At 64.6% G+C, this 19,433-nt stretch carries 21 protein-coding genes; 10 read left to right on the forward strand and 11 right to left on the reverse strand.

Translation table 11 applies throughout. From position 1 onward, the window contains the following. Position 1: 1 nt before the first annotated feature. Positions 2-1,195 (reverse strand): acyl-CoA dehydrogenase family protein, encoded by a 1,194-nt coding sequence (locus CH290_RS25975; RefSeq protein ID WP_033189988.1) that lies wholly within the window; start codon positions 1,193-1,195, stop codon positions 2-4. Between the two features lie 154 nt (positions 1,196-1,349). On the opposite strand from CH290_RS25975, the gene CH290_RS25980 reads away from it, so the two are divergent. The 5 genes from CH290_RS25980 (at position 1,350) to CH290_RS26000 (ending at position 4,633) form a co-directional block, all read left to right on the forward strand. After that, positions 1,350-2,129, forward strand: a complete 780-nt coding sequence (locus tag CH290_RS25980) for a helix-turn-helix transcriptional regulator (protein ID WP_020111236.1) — start codon at positions 1,350-1,352, stop codon at positions 2,127-2,129. 85 nt (positions 2,130-2,214) lie between these two features. Beyond that, the gene (locus CH290_RS25985) at positions 2,215-3,381 is read left to right on the forward strand and encodes an LLM class flavin-dependent oxidoreductase (protein WP_033189987.1); all 1,167 of its coding nucleotides are present in this window, start codon (positions 2,215-2,217) and stop codon (positions 3,379-3,381) included. Between the two features lie 6 nt (positions 3,382-3,387). Then, positions 3,388-3,804, forward strand: a complete 417-nt coding sequence (locus tag CH290_RS25990) for an SRPBCC family protein (protein WP_033189849.1) — start codon at positions 3,388-3,390, stop codon at positions 3,802-3,804. Further along, positions 3,801-4,148, forward strand: a complete 348-nt coding sequence (locus CH290_RS25995) for a hypothetical protein (protein ID WP_033189848.1) — start codon at positions 3,801-3,803, stop codon at positions 4,146-4,148. The genes CH290_RS25990 and CH290_RS25995 overlap by 4 nt, the downstream gene beginning before the upstream one ends. Then, positions 4,145-4,633 carry a flavin reductase family protein gene (locus tag CH290_RS26000; protein WP_033189847.1) on the forward strand — a complete coding sequence of 163 codons (489 nt, stop codon included), beginning with the start codon at positions 4,145-4,147 and terminating at the stop codon, positions 4,631-4,633. Before CH290_RS25995 ends, CH290_RS26000 begins: the two co-directional genes overlap by 4 nt. A 56-nt stretch (positions 4,634-4,689) precedes the next feature. On the opposite strand, the gene CH290_RS26005 is transcribed toward CH290_RS26000, so the two are convergent. From CH290_RS26005 to CH290_RS26020, 4 genes are read right to left on the reverse strand one after another with little or no spacing between them, the layout of a single operon-like run. Continuing rightward, entirely contained in the window at positions 4,690-5,013 is a 324-nt protein-coding gene (locus CH290_RS26005; protein WP_019663431.1) for a putative quinol monooxygenase, read from the reverse strand. Between the two features lie 24 nt (positions 5,014-5,037). Next, on the reverse strand, positions 5,038-6,063 hold the full coding sequence (locus CH290_RS26010; protein ID WP_033189986.1) for an NAD(P)-dependent alcohol dehydrogenase: 1,026 nt from the start codon (positions 6,061-6,063) through the stop codon (positions 5,038-5,040). A 30-nt stretch (positions 6,064-6,093) separates the two neighbouring features. After that, a complete protein-coding gene (locus CH290_RS26015) occupies positions 6,094-6,801 on the reverse strand; it encodes an iron-sulfur cluster assembly protein (protein ID WP_019663429.1) in 708 nt (235 codons plus the stop codon). A gap of 2 nt (positions 6,802-6,803) precedes the next feature. Beyond that, complete coding sequence (locus tag CH290_RS26020) at positions 6,804-7,856, reverse strand: amidohydrolase family protein (protein WP_020111240.1); 1,053 nt, start codon at positions 7,854-7,856, stop codon at positions 6,804-6,806. 177 nt (positions 7,857-8,033) lie between these two features. Between CH290_RS26020 and CH290_RS26025 the strand changes: the two genes are divergently transcribed. Continuing rightward, positions 8,034-9,488, forward strand: a complete 1,455-nt coding sequence (locus CH290_RS26025; protein WP_033189846.1) for an AAA-type ATPase lid domain-containing protein — start codon at positions 8,034-8,036, stop codon at positions 9,486-9,488. A gap of 23 nt (positions 9,489-9,511) precedes the next feature. Here the strand turns inward: CH290_RS26025 and CH290_RS26030 are convergent, their stop codons facing one another. Genes CH290_RS26030 through CH290_RS26040 form a run of 3 tightly spaced genes read right to left on the reverse strand, consistent with a single transcriptional unit; the run spans position 9,512 to position 12,546 of the window. After that, positions 9,512-10,687, reverse strand: coding sequence for a 4-hydroxybenzoate 3-monooxygenase (locus CH290_RS26030; RefSeq protein WP_033189845.1), 1,176 nt, complete (start codon positions 10,685-10,687; stop codon positions 9,512-9,514). A gap of 45 nt (positions 10,688-10,732) precedes the next feature. Beyond that, complete coding sequence (locus tag CH290_RS26035) at positions 10,733-11,791, reverse strand: FUSC family protein (RefSeq protein ID WP_230621026.1); 1,059 nt, start codon at positions 11,789-11,791, stop codon at positions 10,733-10,735. Positions 11,792-11,808: 17 nt separating this feature from the next. After that, on the reverse strand, positions 11,809-12,546 hold the full coding sequence (locus tag CH290_RS26040) for a GntR family transcriptional regulator (RefSeq protein WP_033189843.1): 738 nt from the start codon (positions 12,544-12,546) through the stop codon (positions 11,809-11,811). Between the two features lie 96 nt (positions 12,547-12,642). Between CH290_RS26040 and CH290_RS26045 the strand changes: the two genes are divergently transcribed. Both CH290_RS26045 and CH290_RS26050 read left to right on the forward strand, forming a co-directional pair. Beyond that, positions 12,643-13,434 carry a sugar phosphate isomerase/epimerase family protein gene (locus CH290_RS26045; protein WP_033189842.1) on the forward strand — a complete coding sequence of 264 codons (792 nt, stop codon included), beginning with the start codon at positions 12,643-12,645 and terminating at the stop codon, positions 13,432-13,434. 166 nt (positions 13,435-13,600) lie between these two features. Next, positions 13,601-14,773 (forward strand): GGDEF domain-containing protein, encoded by a 1,173-nt coding sequence (locus tag CH290_RS26050; protein ID WP_020111245.1) that lies wholly within the window; start codon positions 13,601-13,603, stop codon positions 14,771-14,773. 11 nt (positions 14,774-14,784) lie between these two features. On the opposite strand, the gene CH290_RS26055 is transcribed toward CH290_RS26050, so the two are convergent. After that, the gene (locus CH290_RS26055; protein WP_020111246.1) at positions 14,785-15,591 is read right to left on the reverse strand and encodes a hypothetical protein; all 807 of its coding nucleotides are present in this window, start codon (positions 15,589-15,591) and stop codon (positions 14,785-14,787) included. 260 nt (positions 15,592-15,851) lie between these two features. On the opposite strand from CH290_RS26055, the gene CH290_RS26060 reads away from it, so the two are divergent. Beyond that, positions 15,852-16,934, forward strand: a complete 1,083-nt coding sequence (locus CH290_RS26060; RefSeq protein WP_052061819.1) for an Rv1355c family protein — start codon at positions 15,852-15,854, stop codon at positions 16,932-16,934. An 11-nt stretch (positions 16,935-16,945) separates the two neighbouring features. Here CH290_RS26060 and thiD read toward each other — a convergent pair whose 3' ends face one another. Beyond that, positions 16,946-17,737, reverse strand: coding sequence for a bifunctional hydroxymethylpyrimidine kinase/phosphomethylpyrimidine kinase (thiD, locus tag CH290_RS26065; protein ID WP_019663419.1), 792 nt, complete (start codon positions 17,735-17,737; stop codon positions 16,946-16,948). Between the two features lie 96 nt (positions 17,738-17,833). Between thiD and CH290_RS26070 the strand changes: the two genes are divergently transcribed. Then, positions 17,834-18,517, forward strand: coding sequence for a DedA family protein (locus tag CH290_RS26070; protein WP_033189841.1), 684 nt, complete (start codon positions 17,834-17,836; stop codon positions 18,515-18,517). A gap of 4 nt (positions 18,518-18,521) precedes the next feature. Here CH290_RS26070 and dapA read toward each other — a convergent pair whose 3' ends face one another. After that, positions 18,522-19,421 (reverse strand): 4-hydroxy-tetrahydrodipicolinate synthase, encoded by a 900-nt coding sequence (dapA, locus tag CH290_RS26075; RefSeq protein ID WP_033189840.1) that lies wholly within the window; start codon positions 19,419-19,421, stop codon positions 18,522-18,524. Positions 19,422-19,433 lie beyond the last annotated feature (12 nt).

The raw sequence follows: 19,433 nt of genomic DNA on the forward strand, positions 1-19,433 counted from the left end.
TTCAGGACTGGTGGTCATAGCCGGGCACGATCGCCTTGGCGGCCTCGACCAGACTGATCTGATCGACCAGCATGTGCTGTGTGGCAACCGCGATATCGCGGCTGCAACGACCGAGCGCACTGGGGTTGCGGATCGCCTGGCTTCCTGCCCATCGGTGCGCGAACTGCACGATCTCACCGGCCACTTCCTGCACCCAGGTGGTAACCTGACGCAATCGCGCGCGCTGCTCGTCGGTGATGTCCTCACCGCGGCGCGCGGTGTCCTCGGCGTCGCCGTGCGCCTGGTAGACGTACGCGCGAGCGGCCTGAAGCAGAGCCTCGTTCTTCGCGAAGTCGCGAAGGAAGAGCTGCGATTCCCCGACGGGACCGTCGTAACCTGGTCGGTTCTTCTTCGACGCGATCTGCACTACCTCTTCGAGTGCGCGCGTGGCGATTCCGAGGGCGACCGGGGCGTGACCCCCTACGCCGATGCCGAGAAGACCTAATTTGTAGACGGGTTCAGGTCGGACGGGCACCGTGGAGAAGGTTTCCATCGTGAACCTGTCCGGGACGAAGACGTCGTCGACGAGATAGTCGTAGCTTCCGGTTCCGACCATGCCCATCACGTCCCAGTTTCCGAGAAACTCCACGTCGGTACGGGGCAGGAAGCCGATTCGGCAGTCCGGGCCGCCGTTGGCGTCGAGCACGGGGTTGCCTGCGTCGTCGTGTACGACGAATCCTGCACCGATCCACGATGCGTGCGCCGATCCGCTGCCGAACTGAAACTTGCCGGTGACCCGATATCCGCCGTCGACGCGCACTGCCTTACCGGTGGGCATGATCATGCCTGCGGTGATGCCGCGGGCCGGGCCGTCGAACATTTCGCGGGCTCCGACATCGTTCATGAACCCGACTGCGACTCCGGTGGAGAACGCATTGGCCATCAGCGCCCAGCCGGTGGACCCGTCGGCGCGTGAGATCTCCTCGATCACCTTCAAAGCTTCGACGATTCCCTTTCCGCCGCCGCCGAATTCGGCAGGGACGAGCAGCCAGAAGAGCTCCTGCTCGACGAGAGCTTCGTAGACGGCCGACGTGATGGTGGCGTCGGATTCGATGGTGTTCGCTTCGCGTTCGACGACACGGGCAACCGTTCGTGCCCGTTCGGCGTAATCAGGCGACAAGCTGGTGATGACGGGAGCGTCGATGGTGCTGGTCATGTGCTGTACGACCTTTCGTTCGAGCACGGCTTCGGTATGACTCACATCACAATGCTCGGCGCAGCCCCCGGACGGACGCGCAGAACTACGTGATCCACTACGTGCTTGCGAGAACCCGACCGGGACCAGGGGGAAAATCGATAGCATCTCGGTCATGCAGTCGCAGGTGGAGCACACGCGGTCGTGGCAGGACGTGTTGTCCGCCGAGCACATGCGTCGAATTCTCGAAGTCCTGGAAGTGGCGCGGTCGTCGGCAGGTGGGACTCGATACAAGGAAGCCTTGGTGGATGCCATCGCGACGGTGTTCGACGTCCGCGACGTGACGTTCTTCTTCGGCACGACCTATCCGACGGTGTTCGCCGATCCCGCTCCTCTGCTCACCGGTGCCGCCGAGCCGTTGCTGCGTGAATATCAGGAAAGGTGGCGGGACAAGGACGTGTTCGCGCTCCCCCGGGCACGACGCGTACTCACCGACGACGGCTTCGCGACGCTCGACGATCTGGCGAGACTTCCCGTGCCTCAACGTTCCTACGTCGAGGATTACCTTGCGCCGCACGGGATGGGCACGGCGTCGGCGATTCATCTGCGGTTCGCCGACGGTGAGGCGTTGGTGGGCATGTTCGACCGTGAACGGTACTGGGATCGGAGCGACATCACCGCGATGAAGTTCCTGGCCGGTCATCTGCGTGCGAGTGCGAGGTCCGTCGCCATCGGAGAAGCGCCCCCCGAGGCGGATCCGTTCGTCGGGCTCAGTCCGCGGCAGTGGGATGTCGCGGAGCTGATCGGCGACGGTCTGACCAATGCAGAGATCGCGCTCGAGCTGAACCTGACGGAGATGACGGTCAAGAAGTACGTCAGCCGCATCTTCGACACGACCGGTTTCCGCAATCGCGCTGCTCTCGCGGCGTCGGTGTCTCGGCGGGTCAGCCTGTAACTGTCCTCTTTCGAGGACTGTTTCACGCTGTGGCGTGGGTCATACGGTGATCGTGACAATGTTGCCCGTCACACCTGGAGATCACATGACGCGCCTGAAGTTCGGAACGTTCCTCGCCCCGATCCACACCCCCGGTCAGAATCCGACGCTGCTTCTGCAGCGCGATCTCGAACTCGTGGAGTACTTGGAGAAACTGGGGTACGACGAGGCATGGTTCGGCGAGCACCACTCGGCGGGCGCCGAGATCTATGCCTCTCCCGAGATCATGATCGCCGCGGCGGGTGAGCGTACGAGCCGCATCAAGCTGGGCACCGGCGTCACGTCCGTGAGCTACCACAACCCACTGTGGGCGGCCGAGCGGATGGTGATGCTCGATCACCTCACGCACGGCCGCGTCCTGTTCGGGCTCGGACCGGGCTCGCTTCCCACCGACGCCGCGATGCTCGGCCTGTCCCAGATCGACACGAGGGAACTGCTCGCCGAGAACGCCGACATCATCATGCGTCTGCTGCGCGGAGAGACCGTCACCGCCAAGACTCGCACCCATGAACTGTTCGACGCCAAGATCCAGATGGCGCCGTACTCCGACCCACTGTTCGACGTCGTCGTGGCGGCCATCGCGTCGCCCACCGGCGCTCGTCTCGCAGGGAAGCACGGAATCGGTTTGCTCTCCATCGCAGCGACTCTGACGCCCGACGGGTTCAGCGCGCTGCAGCATCACTGGGGGATGCTCGAAGAATTCGCCGAGCAGGCAGGCCGCGCCGACGAGGTGGATCGTTCGACGTGGCGTCTCGTCGGACCGTTCCACATCGCCGAGACCGTCGAGCAGGCCTACGAGGACGTCGAACACGGAATCGAATACTGGTTCAACTACCTTCAGCATGTTGCAGCGTTCCCGCAGATGGATGTTCGCGGTACCAACAAGAAGGAAATGATCGACTTCATCAACACCTCCGGCATCGGCGTCATCGGTACCGCCGAGCAGGCCCGCGCTCAGGTACAGCGCCTTGTCGATCAGTCGGGCGGTTTCGGGACTCTGCTGGTCCAGGGCCACGACTGGGCGAATCCGCAGGCCACCAGGCGTTCCTACGAACTGTTCGCCCAGGACGTCATGCCTTATTTCCAGGGCCAGGCGCAGCCGATGCTCGACGCCGCCGAGCGTGCGCAGGCCGTCCGAGAAGGGCAGGCCGACGAGCACCGCAAGGCCGTCGACCACATGACCAAGAAGTACAACGCAGAACTCGGGCGGTGATCGGACATGGCATCGGTGTCTGTGCGCCAGGAGTACTCGCAGTCCGCGGAATCGGTGTGGGCCGTGGTCGGTGACCCGGCCGGCGCCGCGAACTGGATTCCTTCACTGGACACGTCGAGGCTCGACGGCGAGGTACGACACGTCGTCTTCACCGACGGCAATCCCGCCCGGGAGCGGATCGTGTCCCACGACGACGACTCCCGTACGTACACCTACGAATACATCGACGGGCCACTTCCGCTCGCGAAGTACACCTCCACCATCCGCGTCGACGCCACCGCGAACGGATCCGTCGTCTCGTGGGACGCCGAGTTCACCGCTGCCGGTGACGATCCGGCTGCCCTCGAATCGCAGCTCGAGACCGGAATCGGCGAGATCTACCAGGGCGCACTGGACGAAGTCGCTCGCGTGGCCGCATCGTGAGCGAATCGTTGACGAATTTGTTCGAGAAGGTCACGGTGATGCACTCGGCCGATCACTGGGCGGCTGCTCACCGCGACCTGACCGACATCTTCGGCCCGGCCTCGTTCTCCGACGGCGCTGCGTGGGCGGTGTTTCCCGGACTCAGTCTGTCCGACGAGCAGGGGCCTTCGTGGTCCCTGCTCGCCAAGACCGGCGATCTCGACGCCGTCGCACGGGAGGCGGCACGTCTGGGGTGGGCGGTCGGCGAACCCACGGTAGGCGGGCACGAGGCACGCCTTCCGTTGACCACGCCGGCGGGCCTCACCGTCGTCGCATATTCCTCTACCAGCCAGGGACTCTCATGAACGACACCGCTGTCGACCCCACCCACTTCCGCACGGTGCTCGGCGAATTCAGCACCGGGGTGGTGGTCGTGACCTCGCTCGAGTCCGAGAACACTCCCATCGGGCTGGCCGTCGGATCGTTCGCTTCGGTGTCACTGGACCCACCACTGGTGGCGTTCTTCGTCGCGCACACCTCCACGACATTCCCGAGAATCTCTGCTACAGGACGATTCTGCGCGAACATCCTGTCCCACGATCAAGTCGATGTGTGCCGGGCGTTCTCCCGTTCCGGAGGCGACAAGTTCGACGGAGTCGCATGGGAACCGTCGCCGAGTGGAAGTCCCGTTCTCGACGGGGTGCACGGATGGATCGACTGCACGATCACATCGGTGCAGCGGCTGGGCGATCATGATCTGGTGGTCGGAGAGGTTCACCAGCTCGACGCAGCGGTCGGTGATCGCTCGCCGTTGGTGTTCTACCGCTCCGCGTTTCACGCGCTGCGCTGATCCGGTACGACCACCCCTCGGTGATGCACGACCGTGTGCACCACCGAGGGTCTCGGTCAGCCGACCTTCATTTCACCCATCTCGCCCCAGCCGGTGGCGCCGATGGTTTCGCTGATGATCTTCGGAGTGGAGGCGAGTCCCTTCGGCAGTTCTTCGACGGCCTTCTTGAAGTGATCGCTGTTCACGTGCGCTCCACCTGCGTCACCGTCGCGGAATGCCTCGACGAGGACGTAGACGTTCGGCTCTTCCAGGCTGCGTGACCATTCGAACCACAGATTGCCTTCCTCGGCGCGTGTTGCTGCGGTGAACTCGGCCACGTGCTCCGGCCAGCGCTCGGTCCAATCGGGCTTGGTCTCGAACTTGACGACGATGAAGATCATGAAAGCTCCTATGCGTTGACGAGATCAGGGGGTCAGGATCGCACGGCCGCGGATGGCACCGGCATCGAGATCGTCGATGGCACTTTGGAAGTCGTCGAGCGCGTACTTCGCGGTGTGCAACACCACCGATCCCCGAGCAGCCAAGGCCATCAGGTCGCACAGGTCGTTGTAGGACCCCACCAGGTTACCGATGATGTTGATCTCGGACGACACGATGTCGATGGTGGGGACGTCGATGTTCTCGCCGTATCCGACGACGTAGTAGTTGCCGGCGCCGCGCAGCATCGCCACGCCTTCCTTCGTCGCGCCGCCTTCGCCGACGAAGTCGATGACGGCTTCGCCGCCGTTGCCGTTCGTCAGGTCCAGCACCTGCTCGATGTGGGTGCCGTCGGCGACGATGCCGTGATCGGCCCCGATAGATGTGGCCAGTTCGACTGCCGCCTGGTTGCGGTCGACGACGACGATCTCCGCGGCTGTCAGCGATTTCAGTACCTGAATACCGATGTGCCCCAGGCCTCCTGCACCGATGACGACCACCTTGTCACGTGGCGTCAGGTGCTTCGACGCCTTGGCTGCCGCGTGATACGCCGTCAAGCCTGCGTCGGCGAGGGCCGCGACGTCGGCGGGTTCGAGAGAGTCGTCGATCTTGACGACGCTTCGCGCGGACGTCTTCAGGTACTCGGCGTATCCACCGTTGGTGTCGATGCCGGGGAACTGATTGAATTCGCAGTGCACGTCGTCCCCGGATCGGCAGGCGCGGCACAGTCCGCACGTGATCAGCGGGTGGACGATCACCTTGTCGCCTTCGGCGACGTTGGTGACGGCGGACCCGACCGCGTGCACCCATCCCGCGTTCTCGTGACCGATCGTGTACGGCAGCTGTACGTTCGATTTCTCTGCCCACTGCCCTTCGAGGATGTGCAGGTCGGTTCGGCACACCCCGGCGCCGCCGATCTTCACGATGACGTCGAAAGGTCCTGTGGGCGTTGGAATCGGGAGCTCCGTCATCTGCAGTTTGTCGTGGTATCCCACAACCTGTACAGCTCTCATCGTGCTCATGTTCTCGTCCTTAACGGGGTTTCAAGCGTTGACAGTGGTGCGATCGGGGTCGTCGTAGCGGGTCCGAAGCAACCCTCGGCAGAAGTGCGCATTGCCGTCGATCGAGATGCGCGTCGACCGTGCACGTCGCAAGGCAAGCGGTACGTCGATCTGGGCATAGTCGTTTCCCTCGTGATCGACCATCACCAGGCTGTCCGGAGTCGTCGGCAGTCCGATGGTGCTTCGTCGCCGCAGCAATGCATGTGTCGTCTCGTCTTCTGGCAGCTCACCCAGCAGAACAGTGCCCATCTCACGCATGTCGCGTGACGGATCCCTCCGCAGAAGCGCCGTCAGGCACCGCTCCATCGCCGCGACGTGGGCCTTCCGCTGAAAGGTCGTCCGGAGCTCTTCCAGATCGTCCTCGGCTTCGTGGGCGAACGTACCGCGATAGCCCGCATCGGCGGCGAGACCGGCGTTGATGATCGCCGAATCATGGTGATCGTCGAGTTCGACGGTGACCTGCGCGGTCCACTCGAGCGTCGTCAGAACGTCTTTCGCATCCGAGGCCATCAGATACGCGAAGTTGGGCGCGCAGAACGACGTCGGAAGCCGCAAGTGCACCACTACGTCACCCTCGCCCGACACGGTGACGGACTGTACGAAATCGAGATCGGTGATGGGCTGGTCGAGCTCGGGATCGACGACCGCCCCGAGTGCCTCCAGCGCCGCAGCTTCTCTGATGTCCGGCACGGCTACGCACCCACCAGATGCTCGTCGGCGGCTTGTTCTGCGCCGCGGGGTCCGGTCTCCGTCTCATCGGCGTCGGCTAGACGGAGATCCTCCGGGACCGGAATGTCGTACATCTTCGCGGCGTTCAGGCCGAGGATCTTCTTCTTCTGGTCCAGGGTGATCTGCGGATACTCGCTCAACTCGTCGGGGATCTGGAATTCGACGAATGCCTCGATCAGCCACCTCGGGGTCCACAAGGCGTAGTCGGAGGAGAACTGGATGCGATCTTCGCCGAGCCAGTACAGAAGTTCTCCGATGATCTGAGCGAAGTACTTCGGCCTGGTGTGCATGAAGGGCATGGCGACGGCGAGTCCGGCATGCACGTTCGGTTCCTGGGTCGCGATCCAGCAGAAGTCCTCCAGCCGCGGAAGCCCGCAGTGTTCGACGACGAAGTTCAGATCGGTGAAGTCGGTCGCGATGTGGTCGACATCGGCGACATCGAAGGCGTCGCGGTCGAGCGGCCTGATCGTCGGACCTTTGTGGACGTGGATGTTGGTGATTCCGAGTTCACGGCACACCTCGAGGTAGCGGCGCGTCCAGTCGTCGTCGAGCTTGTATCCGCGGGAATCACCGTTCCACTCGGCGGTGTAGAGCTTCACGCCTTTGAGGCCGAATCGCTCGGCATCGGCCCGTAGCTGATCGAGACCCGCCTCGCCGTTGCGAGGATCGAAATTGTGGTTGTACGTCAAGATGTCGGAATGCTTCTGGGTCAGCGCCCACGCTTCCTCGGTCTGGCCGAATCCGTTCACGTAGAACTCGCCCAGATGAGCCGGCTGAAAGATCGCGTGGTCGACGTAACCGTCGATGAACAGGTCTTTGATCAGGCGTTCACCGCCCTGGTAGAGGTACTCGTCGTACGTCCAGAGCTCGGATTCCGGTGACAGGTTGCGGTGATAGTCGTAGAAGCAGTCGATGAACTGCTTGCCGTGGATGTTGCGCTGGTTCTCCTTGCGCGCATCCCACAACGCCACGTGCGCGTCGACGATGAAGAAGCTGTCGTCACCCTTTTTGTACATGTCGATCCCTTCCGTCGTGTGACTGGCGCCACAGTTCGTAGTTTCGACGGTAGGTCCGTTCGCCCCGGCTGCCGAGGCCCTGGCTGTCTCAATCTGAGACGTCGCATGGTCCCTCTGTTATGTAATCTGGATCACATGCATCGGAGACGGTGCGCACTCCCGACCACGAGGACTTCGGTGATCGACGACCACCCCGCCCTGAACCGCCGCGACGACGTACCGGACACCCTGGTGCCCGGTCGTCTACGTGCGTCGTGGTTGCGTAGTGAGCGGTACGGCATCTCGATCGACGCCGTGGAGCCGGTGTTCGCGGGCACCGAACCGCCGGAATCCCTGTTCCACGAGTGCGGCAACGAGGTACTCGCCGATCTACACCGAACGTTGTCCAGCGAACCCGTCGGCATGATGCTGACGGACGCCGACGGTGTTGTCCTGAGCAGGGTCAGCGGCGACCACTCTCTGCTGCGTGCACTCGACGCGGTGCATCTTGCTCCCGGCTTCGGTTACTCCGAGCGGGAGGTGGGCACCAACGGTCTCGGTCTGGCGCTCGCCGACATCGCACCCACCCTCGTCAGAGCCGAGCAGCACTACTCGCACAGTCTGACCGGTTTCACCTGTGCCGCTGCACCGGTCGTCGACCCTGCCACGGGCAGGCTGGAAGGCGCAGTGAACCTGACGACGTGGGCGCGAACGTCGAGTGATCTGCTGCTGACGCTCGCCAGGTCGGCGGCCAGCACCATCCGCACGTCGATGCTGGCACGCGGTTCGGGGAACACGCCGCGTCCGACGACGCGGCGCGGCCTCTTCAGGATCGTGCACGCCGCGGGCCGCGCCGTCGCAGACCTCGGTTCCGAGTGGACGACGGCAGTGGCCGAGGCACGATCCGCGATGGACGACGGCATGGCCGTCGCCGCGATCGGCCGGGCGAGCAGCGGACGTTCGACGCTGCTCGAACAATCCGCTCGAGCAGCGTTTCCTCGGCACCGCATCCTCGTCGCATCCGCGCCGGAACCGAACGATCTGCAGACCTGGCTCGACCTGTGGTCGTACGAAGCCGGTCGACCGGACACCGCAATCGTCGTCCGGGACGTCGACGCCCTGCCCGCATACGCCGCCGAGCATCTCGACGGCCTGCTGTTCGCATCCGACGTACTGCGCATGCCTGTTTCGATGACGGCCGAACGGCTCGAGTCGGTGCCGACGGCTCTCCGCAGGCGCGTCCGATCGGTCGTCTCCGTCGCGGCCCTTCAGAACCGTCCCGACGACGTCCTCCCCCTCGCCCGGCACTTCGCCCGCGAGATGCGCGGCCGCGACGTCCAGTTCACGGACGCAGCGGAACGCGCTTTACGCAACTACGACTGGCCGCACGACGTCGCCGAACTGAAGTCGACGATCACTCGGGCGGTCGGGCGTTCCGATGTGGTCGACACACACGTACTACCCACCGAAATCCTGGCCGGCCCCACCCGTCGACTGTCCAGCATCGAGGCCTTCGAGCGCGGCGAAATCGTGCGCCTTCTCTCCACCGGCCCGATGACGATGCAGCACGCCGCCGAACGCCTCGGAATGAGCAGGGCAACTCTGTATCGCAAAATTGCCTACTACAAAATCGACATGAAGAGTTCTCGCTGATCGGCATTCGTTGTCGCCGCGAGTCAGAACCCGATGGGCAGTCCGGCGTAGTTCTCCGCCAAGCCGGTGGCGCCAGCTTCGCTCGACGCCACCCAGCGTAGCTGGGACAGCTGAAGTTGAGCGTCGAACGCATCTGCGCTGGTGTGCAGCATCGTGGTCATCCACCACGAAAAGTGGGTGCAGCGCCAGACTCTGCGTAAAGCGTTGTCGCTGTACTCCGCTGCTGCCTCTTCGTTGTTCCTACGCACCAGTGCCACGAGGGCCGGTGCGAGCAGTGCGACGTCGGCGACGGCAAGGTTGAGGCCTTTGGCACCGGTCGGTGGGACGATGTGCGCCGCATCGCCGGCGAGGAAGAGGTTGCCGTGCCGCATCGGGGTCTGAACGTAGCTGCGCATCGGCAGCACGCTCTTCTCCGTGATCGGGCCCGGCGTCAGCTCCCACCCGTTCTGGCCGTGGCCGAGCCTGGCGGCCAACGAATCCCATATCCGATCGTCGGACCAAGTGTTCACATCGGTTCCATTGGGAACCTGCAGGTACAACCGGCTGACGGTGTCCGAGCGCATCGAGTGCATCGCAAATCCGTCATGGTGCCAGGCGTAGATCAGTTCGTCGGTCGACGGGGCGACGTCGGCCAGGACACCGAGCCACGAGTACGGATACGTCCGTTCCCAGGTCTGCCGAACCCGGCCCGGCACCGTCGCCCTACTCGGGCCGAACGACCCGTCGCATCCGGCGATCACTGCGGCGTCGACGCGCACCTCCGCGCCGGAAGCATCGGTGAACGTGACGTAGGGAGAGTCGGATTCGACGTCGTGCAGCGCAGTGTCGGACACTTCGTAGTAGATCTGCTGACCCGCTGCTTCGCGGGCCGCGACCAGATCCTTCGTCACCTCGGTCTGGCCGTACACCCAGACGCTACGGCCCACGAGATCGGTGAAGTCGATGTGGTGACGCTCCTCCGGCCACTGAAGGTAGATGCCCCGATGTTCCTGGCCTTCGGCGTGCAACCGAGCGCCGAGGCCGATGTCGTCGAGCAGCTGAACCGTCGAGTGCTCGAGAATTCCGGCGCGGATACGCGAGAGCACGTATTCCTGGCTCCGCGTCTCGACGATGACGGACTCGACGCCCTGCTCGGCGAGCAAGTGAGACAAGAGCAGACCGGCCGGGCCTGCGCCGATGATGGCTACTTCCGTACGCATACCGTTCAGTAGACAACGTGCTCGGCACCTCAACAAGTAGCCCCCTCACTGCTCACCGAGTCGATACAGCGTGGCGTCGATGGCGTCCACGGCGACGACGATGGTGGATATCGCGGCCGCGTCGGCGCCTGCCTCGGAAAGTCCCTCGTGCACAACTTCGCTCAATCGCATGGCCTCCGGCAGGTGTTTCCCGAGCATGCGCGAGTAGGGACTGTGGTGACGCGCCGGGTCGTGGCCCAGTTCGTCCAACGCGTCGGCGACGGTGTCGAGTAGGTCCGCGACATCGTCGCGCAGTCCGTCACTCGAGTCCTCGGACCTGCTGGACAGCCCTTCCACTCCGACAACCACGGCTGCCAGCGAAATCAGCGTTCGATCGAGTGTGCTCGCCGCGGGCCGATAGATACGATCGCCGCCGACCCGGCTCCACGCGCGGCGTCGCACATTGCCCCGCAAGCTGTCTCTGCCTCGATCGAGCGCTGCCGTGACACCGGAGGCTTTGAACAACTCCCACAGCTCGGTCCGACGTTCCCGATGCACCTGAGTCCCGTCCCGCACCGCGCGGGCCAGGTTACGCAGCAGCTCGGCCTGGCCTCTGGATCGTACGACGATGAGGTCACGTGCCTCGGAGAGGAATTCGGGGGGCACCACGACGGCGTTGACAGCAAGCCCGACGACGGCACCGAGCGCGACGTCCCCGATGCGGTAGAGCACCATCACCTCGTCGGTCGCAGTTCCGTACAGCAGCACCAGGAGCGCGGTGATGGCCACCCACATACCATCCGGCGCAAACACTTTCATTCTGCCGACGACCGTCCCGACGGCAACCGCCGCAGCCAGAGCCGGCACCATCGGCGCTACGCTGCCCGCTACGGCTGCAATCGCGACGCCGACGGTGACGACGGCGACTTGACGAAGGGCCGCAGTGCCACTCGCACGCACGGTCACACCGATCATGAACAGCGCGGTGTACGGCGCGAGGAAGCTCTGCGGACTACCGATGACGTGATCGGCCAACCACCACGCGGCCATCGCTGCAATCGTCGACTTCGTGGCCGCGACGATCCACGGCCGCCCTATGGAACGGAAAATTGCTGTACCCGACACATTCGGGTGCTACCCCGCTACGCGGAACCTCGAAACTCCGCCGCCCATGCCTGCGCAGACGGCGACCCGTCGGCGAGTTCGGTCTCGATCGTTCGCACGAAGCTGCGCGAGTTCTCGTCGTGCATCGCGCGCAGGACAGCGTCCGGATCGCCGGCGACAACGAGATCGAACAGCCGTCGGTGCCGTTCCGCTCGTTCGACGAGAGTCTCCTCGGCTGCCCGGGCCGAGCGGTTCATGCTCATGCACAACTGCAGCTGGATGGACAACGAACGATAGGACTCTTCCAGTCGACGATGATCTGCGAGCGCCACCAGCGCGGCGTGGAACCGGTAGGAATCCTCGACGGCCACGTCTTCTCGACCCGAGGCCGCGTGCGACGTCATGAGTTCGAGCGTCTCGCGCAACGCCGCGAGTGCGGACTCCGACTTCACCGGTACACCCAGACGTACAGCCATCGCCTCCAAATTCTCTCGCAGAGTGACGATTTCGTAGACGTCCTGCATCGTGAGGGGAGTCACCACCGCACCCACGCGCGGAGTCTGGACCAGCAACCCCTCTTGCTCGAGGATGCGCATTGCTTCCCTGAGCGGTGGCCGACTGACTCCGAGCTCGCCCGTCAACCTGTTCTCGACGACGCGATCGCCCGGACGCAGCTCGCCGCGGAGAATTTTCGACCGCAGTGCGTCCGCAGCCAGAGCGGTGAGGCTGGGCGGGTCCGTGACGAGTCTGCCTGCACGTGGGAGTGGTTTGCTCATATCAGCCGTTACGGTACCGCCCACACGACGCGACGCCGTTCTGCTCAAGTAATTAGGTTAACCTCTCGTTGTCTACAATAGCCCGGAGGTTGACCGATGATTGCACTGTCCACCGGACGCGGACGGCTCGAACCAGGTTTCGAGTTCGCGGCCGCCGCGGGTGTCTCGGCTTTGGAACTCGCGTGCCAAGAGCCGGAGAACAGGCCGGGCTCGTTCGACGACACACGTATCGCGACCGTCCGTGGACTCGTCGAGCGCTTCGGAATGACGTGCGTGGTGCACTCCGCGTCCGCGGTCAACTGCGCGGAGACCGATCCGACGGTCCGGCCCGCCGTCGTCGCGCATCTGCTCGAGTACGTCGATCTCACCGATCGCCTCGGCCTCGACACTCTGATCGTTCATGCGGGCTACCACTTCGGACTCGGTCTCGACGAACCGCTCGACGCCCTCGCGCGAACTCTCGGTGAGGTCGCGGTGCGGGCGCACGACCGTGGTATCACGATGGTTCTCGAGAACATGAACGTTCTTCCCGTCGAAGCCGAGATTCGCTACCTCGGATGCACGGCCGCGGAGGTTCTGGCAATTCTCGATTCCGTCGATTCACCGGCACTCGAGGCGTGCCTCGATGTGGGCCACGCCCATCTGCTCCCGGGCGGAGTGTCCGAGTTCGTCGAGGTGCTCGGACCACGCATCGCCTATGTACAACTCACCGACAACGACGGGGTCGTGGACGATCACCTGGCGCTCGGACGAGGAACCCTGGATGTCGCAGCTACATTCGACGTCCTCGGCCGAGCCGGATACGACGGATTGATCGGCATCGAACTGCACGACCCCACCGACCGAATGGACAGCCTCCGATACCTACGGTCGATCGGACTGACCTGACCACAGCAACCTCCTGGCAAACGGACCCGAACTATCGAAAGACGCCCCGACCACCAACTTTCCGACCGGAAGGTCGGTTCCAGTTGGACTCTGGATCGCCAACTTCGACCATCATGGGCGCTATGCTGGCCGGGACCTGTCCCTACTCGACCCGAGGCACTGACCTATGAGCGTGTTGACGCGTCGATCCGGTGTGGAGCCGCAGCGCTCGACTGCGCGGTTCGACACGCGCACGGCGATGGTGATCGCCAGCGCCACCGGCGCGCTGCCTCTGCTCGCCATCGCGATGATCTCGCCCACGTTCCTCAAGCCCGGAGCGTTCCCTCTTCTGTGCGCGATCGTGGGCTTCACGGCACTCACCGTGGTGTTCGCACTGAAGATCGGCCGCCTGACCGACCTGCAATTCGCGATACTCGGCAGTGGCGGCATGGTCGGAGTCGCGATCTCCGCCTATCTCATCGCCGATCCGTCGGGCACACGCGCAGTCACGTCGATGCTGGCAGTCGTTCCCGCCATCGCCGCTGCTGGGTCGCCGCCGAAGATCACCGCCGCCGTCACCGCTGGATCCGTAATTCTCGCGACGTGGCTGTCGTCGATCACACTGTCCGATTCCGGACTGGCCGTCACCGTCGTCGCGGTCGGTGCAGCGGCGACCACCGTCCTGGTGCCCGTCGTACTGATCGCCGCGTTGCGTCGCTCGCTTCTCGCGGTGAACGGACGGCTGAGCGTGCTGGCCAACACCGATCCGCTCACCCGCTTGCTGAACCGACGGGGAATGTTGTCCCAGGTCGAGGCCCTCCTGGACAAGGCGTGCATCAGCCGCGGCAGGTTGTGGGCGTACGTCGTGGACATCGACCACTTCAAGTCCGTCAACGACACGCTCGGTCATGCGGCCGGAGACCGAGTGCTCGTCACCATCGCCGAAGCGCTGCGCCACGCAACCGCTCGAACCGGATCGCAGGAAGCCATCGTCTCGCGCATCGGCGGCGAAGAATTTCTGATCCTCACCGAACTCCAGCCACGCACTCCACTCGAGAACGCAATCCTGGACAGTGTTCGCGCGGAGTGCGAGGTCACCGTCAGCGTGGGCTCGGTGACGGTGGACGTCCGAGCTGCGCTCGATCCCCGGCTCAACTTCGGTGCCGCGAGTGAGAGTTCGCACGTCGAGCACGTCGTCGACACCATCATGCACGCCGCGGACAACGCGCTGTACGACGCGAAGTCCAGCGGGCGTGACCAGTCCGCGCATGCAGGTGCTGTCCTGGTCACCTGGGAAGCGCACACTCCCGAGCAACGAAGTGACCTGGCAGCCGAGGTCGCGCGGCGCGCGATGCCGTGAGAAGAACGTCCTCAGGCCACGGCCGAAGACGAGCTGGAACCGCACAGAGCGTGCGCGTCCCGAACCATGTCCTCCCACACCGCGGGCTGAGCCTCGCGCGAGAACGTCTCGCGGTCCCACCACATCAGCCGAGTCCGGTACTGATCGCTGGGGTACGCCGCCGCAGGCACGTCGACGTCGATACGACCACCCGACGACTCCCACTGACGGAGAACGTGGTCGGCGGCGCTGGCGAACAAGTAGCGACTTCCGGTCAGCTCGATGGTCGGCAGCGCCGTACGCGCCAACAGGGCCGAGACCTCGCGACCCGGGCTTCCCTTGCCCACCCAGGCGCTCTTCATCTCCACGATGCCGTAGGGCAACCGCGCTCGGAGTTGCCCGGTGACCACGTCGAGTCCGGGCGAGTTCTCCCACTCGACGAGGACATGCGACTGTTCGACGAGGGTGTACGGTCCCTGCGCGCGCACTCCCCCGAGCATCTCTCCGGACGAGTCGAGAACCACGTAGAAGAGAGTGGTCGTCGCACCGGACGCGACCTCGTCGATGTCCAGCGCCCGGGTCACCCCGTGCCGCGAGTACGACGACCAGGCACCGTCGACGTATCGATCCCACAGTTCGGGTGCGGCCGCGGGTGTTGCGACCACGAGTTCCATCGTGCCATCTGTCGTCACGCTCGATCGCGGTCCGAAGGACGATCCGAGCAGGCTGTTCACCGAGGTGAGGCGAGGCCTGATGCCGCGGATGTCCCGGCCCTTGTACTGAACGGCCGAGTGGTGGACGGCCGAAGTGCGCGCTGATCCTGAGGTGTGTGCAACCACGTCTTGACTCCTTGAGAACGGTCCAGATCCCCGAATGGAACCGGACGAGGGCACTGCCGGACGGCAGTCCACTCATTCTTCCTGGTAGTTGGGGTCGTTTGCCCAGCTAGCCACTCCGATGACCTGCAGAAAGCCCGCAGGTGATGAGATCGCACACACGCGAGCAGGCCGCTTTCCAGATTTGCGGTTCAATCTTTGTGTCAGGTCACGACCACCATCGATGCCGCTCGCCACAGCGTCCGGGGCAGTGTTCCGCTACCTTGACGGCAGCGGCACGACTTCCGGCCGCATCGGACGAAGCAGCGAAGAACGAGGGTGACGTGGCAGAGCACGTTGTGTTGAATGTGGCCGAGACGGACGACCGCGAACTGTACGACGAGATTGCCGCGCGAAGCGGAATCCGTGTCTTCGACACCACTGGCACACAACGTGAATCGCTCCGCGAGCTTCGTCCGGCACCGGCGGCGGACGTGCTCGAGGAACCTCTGCGGTGGGTGCACTACCCGTGGCGCCACGCGCTGGTTCGGGTCCTCGGTCCCGCTGCATTTCGGTTGCTCCGGTTGGATCGGAACCGAAACAAGATCACCGCGTCGGAGCAGAACGCCCTGTCCGATCTGCGCGTAGGCGTGGTCGGACTGAGCGTCGGACACGCCGTCGCGCACACCCTGGCCATCGAAGGCCTGTGCGGTGAACTACGTCTCGCGGACTTCGACGAGCTCGACCTGTCCAACCTCAACCGAGTCCCGGCGTCGCTCTTCGATCTGGACGTCAACAAGAGTGTCGTCGCATCCCGTCGAATTGCAGAGCTCGACCCGTACCTGTCGGTGGTCGAGTTCCAGGACGGGTTGACGCCCGAGACGATCGACTCGTTTCTGGACGGTCTCGACATCGTCATCGACGAATGCGATTCTCTCGACGCGAAATTGACGCTTCGCGAGAACGCACGCCGCCGGGGCATACCGGTGATCATGGAGACCAGCGACGGCGGAATACTCGACGTCGAGAGGTTCGACGTGGAGCCGGATCGTCCCCTGCTGCACGGGCTGCTGGGCGACCTCGACGCCTCGGCGCTCCGCGACATCACGCCGGCGCAGAAGGCGCCGCTGGCGGCACGAATTCTCGATCCCGCCAAGCTCACTCCGCGGATGCTCGCATCGGTGCCGGAGATCGGCAAGACGTTGTCGACGTGGCCTCAGCTCGGCAGCGACGTCGCGCTCGGTGGAGCATCCGTCGCGGCCGTCGTCCGATCCTTCGGCCTCGGAAACCCACCGAGCTCGGGCCGAGTCCGCATCAACCTCGATGCGCACATCGCGGCGATCGAGGACCTACGCACCGAAGCGTGAGAGCGCGCCCCTCAGCTGTGCCAGTCCACAGCGGTGAACGGCGCCTCGGTGGTGATTCGGCCTGCGATGCCCGCGTGAGCGAACTCCTTGGCCACGGACACCGCGTCGGCGACGTCGGTGCCCTTGGCGAGTTCCGCGGTGATCGCGGCGGCGAACACACATCCCGCGCCGGACACCCGCTCATTACCGATCTTCGGCGCGCGTAGCACCGTGACGTCGGTTCCGTCGAAGAACACGTCGACGGCCTCGTCACCGGGCAGACCGGCGCCGCCCTTGACCGCGACGTAGCGCGGGCCGAGATCGGCGATGCGCCGGGCTGCCTCCGCGAGGTCGTCGACCGTCTCGAGCGACTCCATGCCGGACAGCGTCTGCGCTTCGAAGAGGTTGGGGGTGACGACGGTCGCGAGTGGAAGGATGTCGCTGCGCAGCGCATTGTCGGTGTCCAGGGCGGCGCCAGGCTCCTGCCCCTTGCAGATCAGAACCGGGTCGACGACGACGTGCCGCCACGGCTGCTGCCTGAGCGAGGTCGCGACGGTCTCCACGGTTTCCGGAGTTCCGAGCATCCCGATCTTGACGACGTCGAGAGCGTGCGCGGACGTGGCTGCCTCGATCTGGTCGGCGATGACCTGGCCGGCGATCGGGACGAATCGGTGACCCCAGCCCGACTTGGGGTCGAACGACACGATGCATGTGATGGTGCCGACGCCGTAGACACCCAGTTTCTCGAACGTCTTGAGGTCGGCCTGCAAGCCGGCACCTCCGGTCGCTTCCGAGCCTGCGATGACGTACGCGATCTTCGACATGCGGCCATTATTGCGGAGTACCCGATGCCCACTCGAATCGGACGCTGCCCTCGTGGTCACCGTCTTCCTTTTGTCCGATTCGATACAGTCGATGCAATGAACGACGCGTACCTTGCCGCAACCAGCACCGAACTCGGCGGAATCGCCGGGTGGGCAGTCGGCCTGATGGAGACCATCGGCGGACCGGGGGCAGGCATCGCCGTCGCCGCCGAGAACTTCTTTCCACCGTTGCCCAGTGAGATCATTCTTCCGCTGGCCGGCTTCACCGCGTCGCGCGGCGGAATGTCGCTCGCCGAAGCCTTGTTCTGGACCACCGCGGGATCCGTCGTCGGCGCACTGGTCCTGTACTGGCTCGGTATGAAGCTGGGCCGGGATCGGATGTACGCGATCGTCGACCGAATCCCGTTCGTCGACACCGGCGACCTCGCCAAGGCCGAGGACTGGTTCACTCGGCACGGCCGCTCGGCGGTGTTCTTCGGCCGGATGATCCCCGTCGTCAGATCCGGCATCTCCATACCGGCTGGCGTGTCACGAATGCCGCTGGCCCAGTTCACCCTGTACACGACGCTCGGAAGCCTGCTCTGGAACTCGATCTTCGTCCTCGCCGGATTCTTCCTCGGTGAGAACTGGCACTATGTCGAGACCTACGCGTCGATCTTCCAGTACGTCGCAATCGGCGCCGCAGTCCTCCTCGTCGGATGGTTCGTGACGAAGAAGATCCGGGCACGTAAGTCCACCGAGCAGTCGACCGGTTCGGTCACCGATCGACCCGAGGGATGAGCGCTCAGTCCAGCAGCTCGGCGGTGCGCAGCGCCGCGCGCACGTCCTCGTGATGCCACTCGTCGAGTTCGACGAGCGGGAGGCGAATACCGCCGGCCATCAGACCCATCTCCGCCAGCGCCCATTTGACCGGGATCGGGTTGGGCTCGGCGAACAGGGCGCTGTGCAGACCCGCGAGCGTCGCGTCGATCTCCGACGCCGACTCGGCGTCACCTTCGATCGCGGCAGCACACATCCGGGCCATCGCCGCCGGTGCGACGTTGGCGGTCACGGAGATGTTGCCGTGGAATCCTGCGAGCATGCTGGCGCGGGCGGTGCCGTCGTCGCCGGAGTACAGCGCGAAATCGTCCAACTCGAGCGCGACGAGATCGCGGACCCGGTCCAGGTCACCGGCGGCTTCCTTCAAACCCACGATGTTCGGAATCTCGGCAAGTCGCGCGACGGTGGACGGCAGCATGTCGCACCCCGTACGAGACGGCACGTTGTAGAGGTACTGCGGGATGTCCACGGCCTCGGCGATCGCGCGGAAGTGCCGGTACAGGCCCTCCTGCGGCGGCTTGACGTAGTAAGGCGTCACCAGCAGGGCACCGTCGGCACCCGCGGCGAGCGCGGACTTGGTCAGGTGGATGGCCTCGGACGTCGAGTTCGCGCCGGTACCGGCGATGACGGGCACCCGGCCTGCCACGACGCCGATGGTCCGCCTGATCACCTCGGTGTGCTCGGACACCGACAGCGTCGATGCCTCGCCGCTGGTGCCGACGGACACGATCGCGGACGTGCCTTCCGCCACCTGCCGTTCCACCAGTGCGTCGAGCGCGGAGAAGTCGACTTCGCCCGAGGTCTTCATCGGGGTGACAATTGCAACGACGCTGCCGGTGATCACGCTTCTGACGCCTTCCGTCATGTGTTCGAATTC

Origin of the sequence: Rhodococcus sp. 06-156-4, from assembly GCF_002259345.1 — a bacterium.
In the GTDB taxonomy this organism is placed as follows: domain Bacteria; phylum Actinomycetota; class Actinomycetes; order Mycobacteriales; family Mycobacteriaceae; genus Rhodococcoides; species Rhodococcoides fascians_E.